Consider the following 13,909-nt stretch of genomic DNA (forward strand, 5'->3'; position numbering starts at 1 on the left):
ACCGTGCCGGGCCGTCGTCGTGTCACCAGCCGCGGGCGCGCCACTCGGCGAGGTGCGGGCGTTCGGCGCCGAGCGTCGTGTCGTCGCCGTGCCCCGGGTAGACCCAGGTGTCGTCCGGCAGCGGCCCGAACACCTTCGCCTCCAGGTCGTCCATCAGGCTCGTGAAGTCGCGCGGGTTCGTCGTCTTCCCGGGCCCGCCGGGGAACAGCGAGTCGCCGGTGAACAGGTGCGGCCGCCCCGCCGGATCCCGGTACAGCAGGGCGATCGCGCCGGGCGTGTGCCCGACCAGGTGGATCACCGACAGCTGACACCGCCCCACCGGTACGGCCGCGCCGTCGGGCAGGCCGTCGGTGGGCACCGGCAACTCGGCCGCGTCGTACCGGCCGGCGACGGAGCGGGCGCCGGTCGCCGCGACCACCTCGGCCAGCGCCTGCCAGTGGTCGCCGTGCCGGTGCGTGGTCACCACGGCGCGCAGCACCTTGTCGTCGACCAGGTCCAGTAGGCGGTCCGCGTCGTTCGCGGCGTCCACCAGCACCTGGTCGCCGGTGGCCCGGCAGCGCAGCAGGTACGCGTTGTTGTCCATCGGGCCGACCGACACCTTCGTGATCGACAGCCGGTCCAGGGAACGGGTCGCCGGCGCGCCACCCGGCCGTACGTGTCCGGTGTAGGTCATGGTGCGAAGGTTACTTCCAGGCCGGCGGTACCGGCAGCGGGCCGGCCGGATCGACCGCCAGTTCGCCGGCGGGCCGGCCGAGCAGCCAGCCGGCGAGCCGCGCCGCCGTACCGCTGACGGTCGGGCCGGCGCCGATCCGGTACACCGCGCCGGTGTCGGTGGCGCGCAGTTCGACCGCCGGCGGGGCGGGACGGTCCGCGAACTCGGCGGCCAGCTCGGCGCACAGCTCCGCGGCGAACCCGGCGTCCCAGTCGTCCACCGTGTACCCGACGGCCAGGTCGACGTGGTGGATCTCCACCTCGCGCAGCCGCGCCCACGGGACCAGCGTCGCCGGCCCCGGACCCTGCCGGTACGCCACCTCGGCCGCCCACCGCTCCGCCGGTACCGCGTCGATCAGGCCGGCCAGCCGTCCGGACGCGGCGGCCAGATCGGCGAACTGCTCGGCCTGGCCGCGGCCGGCGCCGGCGGCGATGTCGGCGTTGCGCGCCTCGGGCGAGGCGTACATGACGGCGGGTTCGCCGCTGATGGCGGAACCGGCGAGGTTCGACAGCGCGTCGGCCTGCCGGCTCAGGTGGGCGAGCACGTGCCCGCGGTTCCAGCCGGGCAGACCGGACGGTGCGGCCACCTGCCCGTCGTCCATCGTGCGCACCGCCGCCAGCAGGCGGTCGGTGGCGCTGGCCAGCAGGTTCGCATCGGCGTACGGGTCGCGACTCATGCCGGGAACGCTACCGGTACCACCGTTATTCGCTTGGTGCGCGGGGGATCCCGCCGTAGTGTCGGCCCCGGAACGAACGGCGCGGACGTACGGGAGGTGACGGTGCGAGACGTGCACTGGTGGCCGGCGACGCGTCTGGTCCACCGCAACCCCGCGGGTCGCCCGCCGCGCTGACGCGCGCGCCGCGCCCGCACGAAACGTGAGGGTGTCGCTGCAACGATGTCGATCAATCTGGGCGCGCTCGGCTGGGATGCCGGGTGGGCCGACAGCTTCGCACCGTACGGGCGCTCCGGGTGCCGCTTCGGCCGGGTCGGCCGGGTGGACCGCGGGGTGTACACGGTGCTCGCCGCGGACGGCACGGTGCGCGCCACCGCCGCCGGTCGGCTGCTCGCCGACGCCGCGCGCGACCTGCTGATCCTGCCCGTCGCGGGCGACTGGGTGGCGCTGCGCGACTGGCCGGACCGGCGCACCACGGTGGAGGCGGTGCTGCCGCGGCGTACCGCGGTGATCCGGAACGGTGCCGGCCGCGACTCGCTCGGCCAGGTGCTGGCCACCAACATCGACACGGCCGCCGTGGTCGAACCGCTCGACCCGAGTCCCGACGAGGGCCGCATCGAGCGCCTGCTCGCGCTCGCCCACCAGTCCGGCGCCACCCCGATCCTGGTACTCACCAAGGCCGACCGGGTACCGGATCCGGCCGGGCTGGCGGACCTGCTGGGCCGCGCCGCGCCCGGCGTGCCGGTGTACCCGGTCTGTGGCAGTGACCCGGCTTCCCTGCTGCCCCTGCACGAGCACCTCGCGTACGGCCGGACGTTGGGGTTGTTCGGCGCGTCCGGCGTCGGCAAGTCGACGCTGGTCAACACGCTGGTCGGGACGAGCGTGCTGGCGACCCGGGCGCTGCGGGCCGACGGCAAGGGCCGGCACACCACCACCTACCGGGCGCTGGTCCCGGTACCGGACGGCGGCTCCGTACTGGACACGCCGGGGATCCGGTCGGTCGGGCTGGACGAGACCGCCGACGGGCTCGACCGTACGTTCGCGGACGTGGCCGGGCTCGCGGCGGAGTGCCGGTTCGCCGACTGCCGGCACGAGGCCGAACCGGGCTGCGCGGTCCTGGCCGCGGTCGCCGACGGCAGTCTCCCGCCGCGCCGCCTGGCGAGCTGGCGGAAACTCCAGGCCGAACTGCGCTGGCAGGCCGACCGGCGGGGGGCCCGGCTGGCCGCCGTCGACCGCGCGGAGACCCGCCGGGTCCGCGCGCTCGCCCGGCGCCGCGTCGACGGCCGCGGCACGCTCCCGGGTACCTGACGACACGCCGCCCGCCGCTGGCGGTGCCGTCGTACATGTGTTTGAATTTGCGGCGGTGTCGTCCGGCCGCGAGCGCGGTCGTGATCCAGGTGGCACGGGCCCGTCGGGGCCCTGTTTCGTAGGCGTCGTCGCTGGCCCGGCGGTTCTGTCGGAGGGCGCGGATACAGTTGCCCTCTGGGTGTGCCCCATGGCCCGCCCCGGTCGTCCGCGGTCGCTCGGGCGGTCCGGTCGGTCCCAGCGCGTCGCCGCCGTCATCGTCGTGTCGTTGGCTGGGTGTACACCGTGTCGTGGGGGTGGGGTCGGTCGGCCGGCCCGACGGAGCGGAAGAGCGGGAGACTGTGGCAGATCGCCTGATCATCAGTGGTGCGCGCGAACACAACCTGCGTGACGTCAGCCTGGACCTGCCGCGCGACGCGCTGATCGTGTTCACCGGCCTGTCCGGTTCGGGCAAGTCGAGCCTCGCCTTCGACACGATCTTCGCCGAGGGCCAGCGGAGGTACGTGGAGTCCCTCTCGGCGTACGCGCGGCAGTTCCTCGGCCAGATGGACAAGCCGGACGTCGACTTCATCGAGGGTCTGAGCCCGGCGGTGTCGATCGACCAGAAGTCCACCTCCCGCAACCCGCGGTCCACCGTCGGCACCATCACCGAGGTCTACGACTACCTCCGGCTGCTGTTCGCGCGCATCGGCGAGCCGCACTGCCCGGTGTGCGGCGAGAAGATCAGCAAGCAGACGCCCCAGCAGATCGTCGACCGCGTGCTGGGATACGACGCGGGCACCCGGTTCCAGGTGCTCGCCCCCGTCGTCCGCGGCCGCAAGGGGGAGTACGTCGACCTGTTCGCCGAGCTCCAGTCCAAGGGGTACGCGCGGGTCCGGGTCGACGGCGTCGTGCACCCGCTGACCGAGCCGCCGAAGCTGAAGAAGCAGGAGAAGCACTCGATCGAGGTGGTCGTCGACCGGCTGGCGGTGAAGCCGTCCAGCAAGCAGCGGCTGACCGACTCGGTGGAGACCGCGCTCGGGCTCGCCGACGGCCGGGTCGTGTTCGACTTCGTCGACCTGCCGGAGGACGACGAGCACCGCGAGCGCCGCTTCTCCGAGCACTTCGCCTGCCCGAACGACCACCCGCTCGGCATCGAGGAGCTGGAGCCGCGCTCGTTCTCCTTCAACGCGCCGTACGGTGCGTGCCCGACCTGCACCGGCATCGGCACCCGCAAGGAGGTCGACCCGGAGCTGGTGGTGCCGGACCCGGAGCGTTCCCTCGCCGAAGGCGCGATCCAACCCTGGTCGTCCGGCCACAACATGGAGTACTTCCTGCGTCTTCTGCAGGGCCTCGGCGACCAGCTCGGCTTCGACCTGGACACCCCGTGGCGCAAGCTGCCGGCCCGCGCGCAGAAGGCCGTGCTGCACGGTTCCGACGCCCAGGTCCACGTCAAGTACCGCAACCGGTACGGGCGGGAGCGGTCGTACTACGCGGCCTTCGAGGGCGTGGTGCCGTTCCTGGAGCGGCGGCACGGCGAGACCGAGAGCGAGTGGAGCCGCGACAAGTACGAGGGGTACATGCGGGACATCCCGTGCCCCGCGTGCTCCGGCACCCGGCTCAAGCCGGAGATCCTGGCCGTGACGATCTCCGGCCACAACATCGCCGAGGTCTGCGCGCTGGCCATCGACCAGTGCGCCGAGCTGCTGGGCAAGCTGACGCTGACCAGGCGGCAGAAGCTGATCGCCGAGGCGGTGCTGAAGGAGATCCAGGCCCGGCTGCGGTTCCTGCTCGACGTCGGCCTCGACTACCTGTCGCTGGACCGGCCGTCGGCGACGCTGTCCGGCGGGGAGGCGCAGCGGATCCGGCTCGCCACCCAGATCGGCTCCGGCCTCGTCGGCGTGCTCTACGTGCTGGACGAGCCGTCCATCGGCCTGCACCAGCGGGACAACCATCGGCTGATCGAGACGTTGACCCGGCTGCGCGACCTCGGCAACACGCTGATCGTGGTCGAGCACGACGAGGACACCATCAGGACCGCCGACTGGGTCGTCGACATCGGACCCGGTGCCGGCGAGCACGGCGGCCACATCGTGCACTCCGGCTCGGTCTCCGGCCTGCTCACCAGCCCCAAGTCACTGACCGGGGCGTACCTGTCGGGGCGCACCGCGATCCCCGTGCCGGCCGTCCGCCGGCCGCTGACCAAGGGCCGCGAGCTGGTGGTGAAGGGGGCCCGCGAGCACAACCTGCGCACCATCGACGTGGCGTTCCCACTGGGCTGCATGATCTCGGTGACCGGCGTCTCCGGCTCCGGCAAGTCGACCCTCGTCAACGACATCCTGTACGCGGTGCTCGCCAACCAGCTCAACGGAGCCCGGATGGTGCCCGGCCGGCACACCCGGATCACCGGTCTCGACCAGGTCGACAAGGTCGTCGGCGTCGACCAGTCGCCGATCGGGCGTACGCCGCGGTCCAACCCGGCCACGTACACCGGGGTCTTCGACAACATCCGCAAGCTGTTCGCCGAGACCACCGAGGCGAAGGTGCGCGGATACACGCCGGGCCGGTTCTCGTTCAACGTCAAGGGCGGCCGGTGCGAGGCGTGCGCCGGCGACGGCACCATCAAGATCGAGATGCAGTTCCTCCCCGATGTGTACGTGCCGTGCGAGGTCTGCCACGGCGCCCGGTACAACCGGGAGACCCTTGAGGTGCACTACAAGGGCAAGACCATCGCCGAGGTGCTCGACATGCCGATCGAGGAGGCCGCCGGCTTCTTCGAACCGATCACGTCGATCCATCGCCACCTGAAGACACTCGTCGACGTCGGCCTCGGATACGTCCGGCTCGGCCAGCCGGCACCGACCCTGTCCGGCGGCGAGGCGCAGCGCGTCAAGCTCGCCAGCGAACTGCAGAAGCGGTCCACCGGACGCACGGTGTACGTGCTGGACGAGCCCACCACCGGCCTGCACTTCGAGGACATCCGTAAGCTGCTGCACGTGCTGCAGTCGTTGGTGGACAAGGGAAACACCGTCATCGTCATCGAGCACAACCTCGACGTCATCAAGACCTCCGACTGGATCGTCGACATGGGCCCCGAGGGCGGGTACAAGGGCGGCACCGTCGTCGCCGCCGGCACGCCCGAGGCGCTGACCGAGGTGGAGGAGAGCCACACCGGCCGCTTCCTCCGCCACGTACTCGACGGCACCGTCACCCCGGCGCCGGCCACGCGCAAGCGCACCGTCGCCGCGAGCAAGCCGCGTACGGCGACGCGCAAGACCGCGGCGACCGGTGCGACCGGTACGACGGCAAAGTCCACCACCGGGAAGTCCACCGCTGCGAAGGGGTCCACGTCGCGCCGCAGTACCAAGGCTCGATGACCGTCCCGCGCTGACCCGCGACGCACGCCGGTGCCGGTCCGGCACCGGCACCAGGCCCGCCGCGGGTCACACTCGCGCTGCCGACCCCGTCGCCCCGCGCCACGCTGACGGCAACGCCAGAGGCGAGCGGCGAGGCGCGATGCGCCAGTCATGGACGGTGCGCGCCTGGGCCGACCACGTGGCGGGATGCGATGTGGATGGTTCGCGTCTGGCCGACGACGTGCCGGAACGCGATGTGGATGGTGCGCGTCTGGCCGACCACGTGGCGGGATGCGTGTGCGCGCCGTGGCCGACCAGGCGGCGGGATGCGGCGGCGAGGTGCGGGCGGTCAGTCGTGCCAGAGCAGGGCGCTGGCCTCGTCGGCGTTGGCGTAGTGCAGGTACGTGTCGACCTGCTCGACGTCGGCCGCGCTGGACGTGGTGCAGACGGTGACCACGATGTACTCGTTGGTGTTGCGGTGCGTCCACTTGCCGGCCTTGGTGGCGCTCTTCGGGTGCAGCGCCTTGCCGTTGAACACCAGATCGTCCTCGGTGAGAGCACCGTCGACCTGCTTGGCGTGGGCGGCGGTGTCGAAGGCCAGGATCACGTGTAGGAAGCGGATCCGGTCGTGGTCGGCGGTGTAGTCGAGTTCGATGCCGTACCGGCAGCCGTGGCTGGTCATGCTCCGGTCGCGTTCGAACGGTCCGCAGGTGTCGGCATCCCGGCCGCCGGTCTTGTCGGCGCTGAGCGCCACGTCGCCGAGCCGGAACCGCCAGTCGTGGTACTGCTTCTCGCTCAGCCGGTCGCCGTCACCCGGGGTGGCGCCCAACCCTGTTCCGCTGCCGGCGCTGTGTACGGGCGCGGCGCCGTTCGCGGTGGTCCGGTGGTCGTCGGGCGACGAGTACGCCCAGACGCCGCCGACGCAGCCCGCGACCAGGACCAGGACGCAGGCGATGACGATCAGCGGGACGATCCGCCCGCGTCCGGTGGTCGGCTGCGGCGACCAGGCGGTGCCCGGTGGTGGGGTCGACCAGGGCGTGGGCGGCACGTACCCGGCGCCGTCCCGTGGCGGAACGGGGCCGCCGCTCTCGGAGTGCCCGACACCGGCCCCCGACGGCGGGACGCCGGGCCCCACCCCGCCGGACACGGCCCCGCCACCCGACGCGGTACCGAACGCCGCGGTCCCGCCGGGCGTCGCGCCGCCGCCGGGCATGGTGCGGTCCGACCACGGGGCGTCGTCCGACCACGGCCCGGTACGCGCGCCGGCCGGCTCGTACCCGGGGGGAAGGGTGCCGTGTCCCGTGGGGTCGGGGCTCGGTGGCGTGCCCGGGCCGGCGGCGTCGGGCGCCGGTGACCGGTCGTGGCCGGTACCGGGCGACGAGGCGGGTGGGAGGGGGCCGGTGACGTCGGACGGTGGTACGTGGTCGGTGTCCCGCGGGGACCGGTCCGCGGGGTCCGGGCCCCACGGTGTGTGCGTCACGGCGCGTCCCTCCCCGACCTGTCTGTGCGCTCCGGCGGCGTCACGGTAGCCACCGTACGCAACCGGCGGTTCCCACCCGGCGGGGTTGTCGGTGGCGGTCGTTAGGCTTGTGAGGTGCCGGATCCGTCGAGCTACCGTCCAGCGCCGGGGACGATTCCGGATGCGCCCGGGGTGTACCGGTTCCGTGATCCGAGCGGTCGCGTGATCTACGTCGGCAAGGCGAAGAGCCTGCGCAGCCGACTGAATTCGTACTTCGCGGACCCCGCCGGCCTGCATCCGCGGACGTACACGATGGTCACGACGGCGGCCCGGGTGGACTGGGTGGTCGTGTCCAGCGAGGTCGAGGCGCTGCAGCTGGAGTACACCTGGATCAAGGAGTACGACCCGCGCTTCAACGTCAAGTACCGGGACGACAAGAGCTACCCGTACCTTGCGGTCACGCTCAACGAGGAGTATCCGCGGCTGCAGGTGATGCGCGGCGCCAAGAAGAAGGGCGTGCGCTACTTCGGGCCGTACTCGCACGCCTGGGCGATCCGGGAGACGTTGGACCTGCTGTTGCGGGTGTTCCCGGCGCGGACCTGCTCGGCGGGGGTGTTCAAGCGGTCCGGGCAGATCGGCCGGCCGTGCCTGCTGGGGTACATCGGGAAGTGTTCGGCGCCGTGTGTCGGCCGGGTCAGCGCCGAGGAGCACCGGCAGATCGTGGACGACTTCTGCGAGTTCATGGCGGGGCGCACGGACCGGATGGTGCGCCGGCTGGAGCAGGAGATGCAGCAGGCGTCGGAGGAGCTGGAGTTCGAGAAGGCGGCGCGGATCCGGGACGACCTGGCGGCGCTGCGCCGAGCAGTGGAGAAGCAGGCGGTCGTGCTGGCCGACGGCACCGACGCGGACGTGGTGGCGTTCGCGGAGGATCCGCTGGAGGCCGCGGTGCAGGTGTTCCACGTGCGCGGTGGGCGGGTGCGCGGCCAGCGCGGCTGGGTGGTGGAGAAGGTCTCCGACGTCACGACCGGCGACCTGGTCGAGCAGTTCTGCCTCCGGGTGTACGGCGGGGGCGACGCGGCCACCGCCATCCCGCGTGAGGTGCTCGTGCCGGAACTGCCGGAGGACGCGGCGGCGCTGACCGACTGGCTGTCACAGGTACGTGGCGCGCGGGTGAGCCTGCGGGTGGCGCAGCGCGGCGACAAGCGGGCGCTGGCCGAGACGGTCGCACGCAACGCGTCACAGGCACTGGCCCAGCACAAGCTGCGCCGTTCGGGCGACCTGACGGCGCGCAGCCAGGCGTTGCAGGAGATCGCCGACGCGCTCGGCATGGAGACCGCCCCGCTGCGCATCGAGTGCTACGACATCTCGCACATCCAGGGCACCGACGTGGTGGCCAGCATGGTGGTGTTCGAGGACGGGCTGGCGCGCAAGAGCGAGTACCGGCGGTTCGCGGTGCGCGGCAACCCGGACGGGACAGGTACCGACGACGTGTCGGCGATGGCCGAGGTGCTGCGCCGCCGCTTCTCGCGGTACCTGGAGGCGCGTGCCGAGTCGGGCGACCCGATCGACGCCGCCGACGGGTCGGAGTCCGGTGACGACTCTCCGGCGGTGTCTGGTGCCGCGGACGAGCGGCCGGAGGGCGGCGTGCCGGGCATCGACCCGACGACCGGGCGACCGCGCAAGTTCGCGTACCCGCCGCAGCTGGTCGTGGTGGACGGTGGCCAGCCGCAGTGCGACGCGGCGGCGGGGGTGCTGGCCGAGCTGGGCATCGACGACGTGACGGTGTGCGGGCTGGCGAAGCGGCTGGAGGAGGTCTGGTTGCCGTCCGAGGTCGACGAGTACCCGGTGATCCTGCCGCGCACCAGCGAGGGTCTCTACCTGTTGCAGCGGGTACGGGACGAGGCGCACCGGTTCGCCATCACGTACCACCGGCAGCGTCGTTCGAAACGGATGACGACCTCGGTGCTGGACGGTGTGGCGGGGCTGGGGGAGATCCGCAAGAAGGCGCTGTTGCGGCACTTCGGCTCGGTGAAGCGGCTGCGCGCGGCGAGCGTCGGCGAGATCGGTTCGGTGTCGGGCATCGGCGACCGTACGGCGGCGTTGGTGTTCGCGGCGCTGCATCCGGACGAGTCGGGCGAAACCGCCACGCCGACGGATCCCGGCGACGTACTGTCGTCCGGGGCCGGACCGGCCGACGGGGCCGGCGACGGCCGCGGGAACGAGGGGGGCGAGTGAGCAACCACGCGACGGCGTCGGTGGACGTCGTGGTGGCCGGGGGCGGCCCGGAGGGCGTCGCGGACGTCGACCGGCCGCGGCACGCGGAGATGGAGCTGGTCATCGTCACCGGCGTCTCCGGCGGCGGCCGGTCCACCGTCGCCCGCGCCCTGGAGAACGTGGGCTACTACGTGGTCGACAACCTGCCGCAGACGCTCATGGTCACCATGGCCGAGCTGGCGTACCGGTCGGGCGGGTCGACCCGGCGCACCGCGATGGTGCTCGACGTGCGCAGCCGGGCGTTCTCCACCGACCTGTCCGGCGCGGTGCGTGACCTCAAGGCCCGCGGCTTCCGCCCGCACGTGGTGTTCGTCGACGCCGCCGACGAGGTGCTGATCCGCCGGTTCGAGTCGGTGCGCCGGTCGCACCCGTTGCAGGGCGAGGGACGGCTCGCCGACGGCATCGCCGCCGAACGCGCGCTGCTCGCCACCGCCCGCGCCGAGGCCGACGTGCTCATCGACACCTCCCAGCTCAACGTCAACCAGCTGCGCGCCCGGGTCGAGGAGCTTTTCGGTACGCCGGACGTGCGCACGTTGCGGATCACCGTGCTGTCCTTCGGCTTCAAATACGGGCTGCCGCCGGACGCCGACTTCGTCGTCGACGCGCGCTTCCTGCCGAACCCGTTCTGGGTGCCGGAGCTGCGCGACCACACCGGCATGCAACCCGACGTCTCCGCGTACGTGCTGGGCCAGCCGGGCGCCGAGGACTTCGTCGACGGGTACGCGACGCTCGTCGGCGCCACCGCGGGCGGCTTCGAACGCGAAGGCAAGCGGTACCTGACGGTGGCGGTCGGATGTACCGGTGGTAAGCATCGGAGCGTGGCGATTTCCGAGGCACTGGCCGGCCGGCTCCGCGACGCCGGCCTCGCCGCCCACGCCCAGCACCGCGACCTGGGGCGCGAATGAGCGGCCCGGAGGCGACGAGACCCGGCCGGGTCGTGGCGTTCGGCGGCGGACACGGGCTGTCCGCGACGCTGCGCGCGCTGCGCCGGCTCGGCCTGGCGCCCACCGCCGTGGTGACCGTCGCCGACAACGGCGGGTCCAGCGGCCGGCTGCGCGCGTCCCGGCCGATCCTGCCGCCCGGCGACCTGCGGCAGGCGCTCGCCGCGCTGGCCGCCGAGGACGACACCAGCGCCACGAACGCCCGGCTCATGCAGCACCGCTTCGCCGGTACCGACGACCTGTCCGGGCACGCCGTGGGCAACCTGCTGCTGCTCGGGCTCTTCGAAGTACTGGACGATCCGGTCGTGGCGTTGGACCACGCCGCCGAGATGGTCCGGGCGACCGGCCGGGTACTGCCGATGTCCCGGCTGCCGCTGTCCATCGAGGCGGAGATCCGGGGCGCCGACCCGGACCGCCCGGCCGACCGGGTCGTGGTGCGCGGACAGCACGAGGTGGCGGTCAGTACCGGCGAGGTGTGCGAGGTGCGGCTGGTGCCGCCGGAGCCGGCCGCCTGCCAGGAGGCCGTGGAGGCGGTCGGTGGCGCCGACTGGCTGCTGCTCGGCCCGGGCTCCTGGTACACGAGCGTCATTCCGCACCTGCTGGTGCCGGAGCTGCGCGAGGCGATCGCGAAGAGTCCGGCCCGCCGGCTGGTCACGCTCAACCTGGCGACCGAGTCGGAGACCACCGGCCTGTCCGCCGCCGACCACCTGGCCGAACTCGGCCGGTACCTGCCTGAGCTGCGGCTCGACGTCGTCCTCGCGGACGCGCGCGCGGTCGACGGGGACGAGCCCTTGCGCGCTGCGGCAGAATCGCTGGGTGCCCGGCTCGTCACGGCACCGGTAGCGGTGGCCGACGGCGGGCCGCGACACGATCCCGCCGCGCTGGCCGCGGCACTCGGCCCGATCCTCGGGCACACGAAGCCGATCCCCGGTCCCGCGGACCGGGCCGACATGAGGTGAGCGACACGATGGCCATGACGGGGGCCGTGAAGGACGAGCTGAGCCGCGTCGACGTAGCGAAGCCGTGCTGCCGCAAGGCGGAGATGGCCGCGATGCTCAGGTTCGCCGGGGGCCTGCACATCATCTCGGGCCGGGTCGTGGTCGAGGCGGAGCTGGACACCGGCGCCGTGGCCCGCCGGCTGCGCCGCGAGATCGCCGAGGTGTACGGGTACCCGAGCGAGATCCACGTACTGGCGTCGGGTGGCCTGCGCAAGGGCAGCCACTACATCGTCCGGGTCGTACGGGACGGTGAGTCGCTGGCGCGCCAGACCGGCCTGCTCGACGTACGCGGGCGGCCGGTGCGCGGGCTGCCGTCGCACGTCGTCTCGGCGAACGTGTGCTGCGCGGTGGCGGCGTGGCGCGGCGCGTTCCTGGCGCACGGGTCGCTGACCGAGCCGGGCCGGTCCTGCGCGCTGGAGGTGAGCTGCCCCGGCCCGGAGGCGGCGCTGGCGCTGGTCGGCGCGGCCCGCCGGATCGGCATCATGGCCCGGGCCCGGGAGGTGCGCATGATCGACCGGGTGGTGATCAAGGACGGCGACGCGATCGGCGCGATGCTGACCCGCCTCGGCGCCCACGGCAGCGTACTGACGTGGGAGGAGCGTCGGGTCCGCCGCGAGGTACGGGCGACGGCGAACCGGCTGGCGAACTTCGACGACGCGAACCTGCGCCGGTCGGCGCGCGCCGCGGTGGCCGCCGCGGCCCGGGTCACCCGGGCGCTGGAGATCCTGGCCGAGGACGCGCCGGACCATCTGGTCATCGCCGGCCGGCTGCGGCTGGAGCACCGGCAGGCGTCGCTGGAGGAGCTGGGCGCGCTGGCCGACCCGCCGCTGACCAAGGACGCCATCGCGGGCCGGATCCGCCGGTTGCTGGCGCTGGCCGACAAGCGGGCACACGACCAGTCCATTCCGGACACGGAGTCGGCGGTCACCGCGGAGATGCTCGCCAGCGAGGCGTGAGCAGCGACACGCAGGTCGTCCGCCGGGAACGCGAAGGTCGCTGCATGGCGCCCGGACCGCTTCGATAGGGTCGAGACGTGTTCGGCGATGGGGCCGACATCTCGGCCCCTCGCCGCCGGCCCTCCGGCTTCCGAGAGTCCGGCGGACTCTGCGGACGTCCACCGACCGGCGTGACGAGGCGGCCCCCAAGGGTGTGGAACTACGGGCCGGCTGCGGCCGGCAGACTTCTGGCGAGGAGATGGGTCGCGTGACCATCCGGGTTGGCATCAACGGTTTCGGCCGGATCGGCCGCAACTTCTTCCGTGCCGCGCTCGAACAGGGCGCCGACGTGGAGGTGGTCGGCTACAACGATCTGGGCGACACCGCCACGATCGCGCACCTGCTCAAGTACGACTCGGTGCTGGGCAGGCTGGACGCCGAGATCAGCCACGACGACACGTCGATCACGGTCAACGGCAAGCGGATCGCCGCGTTCGCCGAGAAGGCCGGGCCGGCCGCGCTGCCGTGGAAGGACCTGGGCGCCGACGTGGTCGTCGAGTCGACCGGCATCTTCACCAGCGCGGACAAGGCCCGCGGCCACCTGGAGGCGGGGGCGAAGAAGGTCGTCATCTCGGCCCCGGCCAAGGGTGAGGACCTGACCGTCGTGCTCGGCGTCAACGACGACCAGTACGACGCGGCGAACCACAACATCATCTCGAACGCGTCGTGCACGACGAACTGCCTCGCGCCGCTGGCGAAGGTGCTGAACGACGCGTTCGGGATCGAGCGTGGCCTGATGACCACGATCCACGCGTACACGCAGGACCAGAACCTGCAGGACGGGCCGCACAAGGACCTGCGCCGGGCGCGCGCCGCCGCGCTGAACATCGTGCCGACCTCGACCGGCGCCGCGAAGGCGATCGGCCTGGTGCTGCCGGAGCTGAAGGGCAAGCTCGACGGGTACGCGCTGCGGGTGCCGGTGCCGACCGGTTCGGCCACCGACCTGACGGTCAACCTGGCCCGCGAGGTCACCGTGGACGAGGTGAACGCGGCGTACAAGGCGGCGGCGGAGGGTGCGCTGGCCGGCTACCTGCGGTACAACGACGAGCCGATCGTGTCGAGCGACATCGTCACCGACCCGGCGTCCTGCATCTACGACGCGCCGCTGACCAAGGTCACCGGCAACCAGGTCAAGGTCGTCGGCTGGTATGACAACGAGTGGGGCTACTCCAACCGGCTGGTGGACCTGGTCAAGCTGGTCGGCGCGGACCTGTAGG

The 13,909-nt window shown here is 72.7% G+C and carries 10 protein-coding genes; 7 read left to right on the plus strand and 3 right to left on the minus strand.

Going from position 1 to position 13,909, the window contains the following annotated elements:
* Window positions 1-22: 22 nt before the first annotated feature.
* Together Aru02nite_RS01360 and Aru02nite_RS01365 are read right to left on the minus strand one after the other, a co-directional pair.
* Window positions 23-673, minus strand: a complete 651-nt coding sequence (locus Aru02nite_RS01360) for an MBL fold metallo-hydrolase (RefSeq protein WP_203654194.1) — start codon at window positions 671-673, stop codon at window positions 23-25.
* 10 nt (window positions 674-683) lie between these two features.
* Window positions 684-1,388 carry a maleylpyruvate isomerase family mycothiol-dependent enzyme gene (locus Aru02nite_RS01365; protein WP_203654196.1) on the minus strand — a complete coding sequence of 235 codons (705 nt, stop codon included), beginning with the start codon at window positions 1,386-1,388 and terminating at the stop codon, window positions 684-686.
* A 219-nt stretch (window positions 1,389-1,607) separates the two neighbouring features.
* Between Aru02nite_RS01365 and rsgA the strand changes: the two genes are divergently transcribed.
* Window positions 1,608-2,693 carry a ribosome small subunit-dependent GTPase A gene (gene rsgA, locus Aru02nite_RS01370; RefSeq protein ID WP_203654197.1) on the plus strand — a complete coding sequence of 362 codons (1,086 nt, stop codon included), beginning with the start codon at window positions 1,608-1,610 and terminating at the stop codon, window positions 2,691-2,693.
* 338 nt (window positions 2,694-3,031) lie between these two features.
* Entirely contained in the window at window positions 3,032-6,046 is a 3,015-nt protein-coding gene (gene uvrA / locus Aru02nite_RS01375) for an excinuclease ABC subunit UvrA (RefSeq protein ID WP_203654198.1), read from the plus strand.
* Window positions 6,047-6,374: 328 nt separating this feature from the next.
* Here uvrA and Aru02nite_RS01380 read toward each other — a convergent pair whose 3' ends face one another.
* Window positions 6,375-7,505, minus strand: coding sequence for a hypothetical protein (locus Aru02nite_RS01380; protein ID WP_203654199.1), 1,131 nt, complete (start codon window positions 7,503-7,505; stop codon window positions 6,375-6,377).
* Between the two features lie 114 nt (window positions 7,506-7,619).
* Here Aru02nite_RS01380 and uvrC point away from each other — a divergent pair, with 114 nt between their 5' ends.
* The 5 genes from uvrC to gap all read left to right on the plus strand — a co-directional run bounded on the left by uvrC (window position 7,620) and on the right by gap (window position 13,908).
* A complete protein-coding gene (gene uvrC / locus Aru02nite_RS01385) occupies window positions 7,620-9,719 on the plus strand; it encodes an excinuclease ABC subunit UvrC (RefSeq protein WP_203654200.1) in 2,100 nt (699 codons plus the stop codon).
* A gap of 89 nt (window positions 9,720-9,808) precedes the next feature.
* Window positions 9,809-10,663, plus strand: a complete 855-nt coding sequence (gene rapZ, locus Aru02nite_RS01390) for an RNase adapter RapZ (RefSeq protein WP_203654587.1) — start codon at window positions 9,809-9,811, stop codon at window positions 10,661-10,663.
* Complete coding sequence (locus tag Aru02nite_RS01395; RefSeq protein ID WP_203654201.1) at window positions 10,660-11,658, plus strand: gluconeogenesis factor YvcK family protein; 999 nt, start codon at window positions 10,660-10,662, stop codon at window positions 11,656-11,658. The genes rapZ and Aru02nite_RS01395 overlap by 4 nt, the downstream gene beginning before the upstream one ends.
* Before the next feature lie 8 nt (window positions 11,659-11,666).
* Entirely contained in the window at window positions 11,667-12,653 is a 987-nt protein-coding gene (gene whiA, locus Aru02nite_RS01400; protein ID WP_203654202.1) for a DNA-binding protein WhiA, read from the plus strand.
* 247 nt (window positions 12,654-12,900) lie between these two features.
* Window positions 12,901-13,908, plus strand: coding sequence for a type I glyceraldehyde-3-phosphate dehydrogenase (gene gap, locus Aru02nite_RS01405; protein ID WP_203654204.1), 1,008 nt, complete (start codon window positions 12,901-12,903; stop codon window positions 13,906-13,908).
* The last annotated feature ends 1 nt before the right edge of the window (window position 13,909 follow it).

The sequence above is a fragment of the Actinocatenispora rupis genome, assembly GCF_016861975.1.
Classification (GTDB): domain Bacteria; phylum Actinomycetota; class Actinomycetes; order Mycobacteriales; family Micromonosporaceae; genus Actinocatenispora; species Actinocatenispora rupis.